The organism is Bacillus sp. JJ1764 (assembly GCF_036962145.1).
Lineage (GTDB): Bacteria > Bacillota > Bacilli > Bacillales > Cytobacillaceae > Neobacillus.
This window is the reverse complement of record NZ_JBALNY010000113.1, coordinates 1-1085: the sequence shown is the minus strand read 5'-3', so window position 1 is coordinate 1085 and position 1085 is coordinate 1. Positions and strand designations below refer to the sequence as shown.

At 39.6% G+C, this 1085-nt stretch carries 1 protein-coding gene; it reads right to left on the bottom strand.

The features are described from left to right. Window positions 1-58: 58 nt before the first annotated feature. The coding region (locus V7083_RS15965; RefSeq protein ID WP_335479584.1) for an MMPL family transporter at window positions 59-1085 on the bottom strand (1027 nt) is incomplete at its 5' end.

Here is a 1085-nt window from a genome sequence, read left to right as displayed (position 1 = left end):
ATATCAATCTATGAAAAAAGCACGCTAAAACGAGAACTTAGCGTGCATCGAATATGAATTATTTTTTAAATGGCCACCAATTTGCTCCTCCAAATGTCCGAACCATTACTGGTACAAATAATGGCAGAACAACCAGAGCATAAAGGGCAAGACCAATTAATAGAATCGTGGCGATTTCCAGCAATGACAAGACCCCAGATGGCATCATGGCTGCGAAAGTACCTCCAAGTATAACCGCTGCGGAAATAATTACCGTGCCCATTTTTTTCATTGCCTCATGAATTGCTTTATTGACAGGGAGATCTTTGAATTCATTAAAACGATCCATTAAGAAAATGCTGTAATCAATTCCAAGTGCAACTAAAATAACAAAGGCAAAGAAAGGGACGGCCCAACTGATCCCACTATACCCTAACCAATTAATAAAGATCATTTCTGAGATAGACATAGAAGTATAGTAGGTTAGGACTAGTGAACCAATTAAGTAAATCGGCATGATCAAAGAGCGGAGCAAGATCATTAAAATAATGCTAATACCTGCAAGCATAAGGATGACTGTGCGTGAATAGTCACCCTCAGAAATTGTATCCAGGTCATGATGCATGCTGGAAACACCGCCAATAGCGATTTTTGCATTTTCAAGCTTTGTATTTTTAATCGCGCGTTTTACGGCATCGTTGATTTCCGGGATTTGCCCGATTGCATCATTTGAATATGGATTTTTGTTAAAGATAACATCGATCGTCATCACTTTTCGATCTTTTGATAGATACGTATCCATTACTTTGGCAAAATCTTCACTGTCTATTACATTCTGTGGAATATAAAAGCCAGTTTGTTTTTCTTTGGATACGCCCGACAAATAATCTTGGGCAGATCCAAGGCCGTTAGAAACTTCATTCAAACCGTCTGCGCTTTTGGTCAAACCATCAGACAGCTGGGAAATTTGGGATCCTACCGATTGAAATCCCGTTAGGAGCTGCTGCTGTCCATTGTTGATCCCTGATAGACCCTCTGTAAACTTTGGTAAATTGGAAACGGCAGTTCCTTGTCCTTCCTCCATTTTGATTAGTCCAACTTTAAGC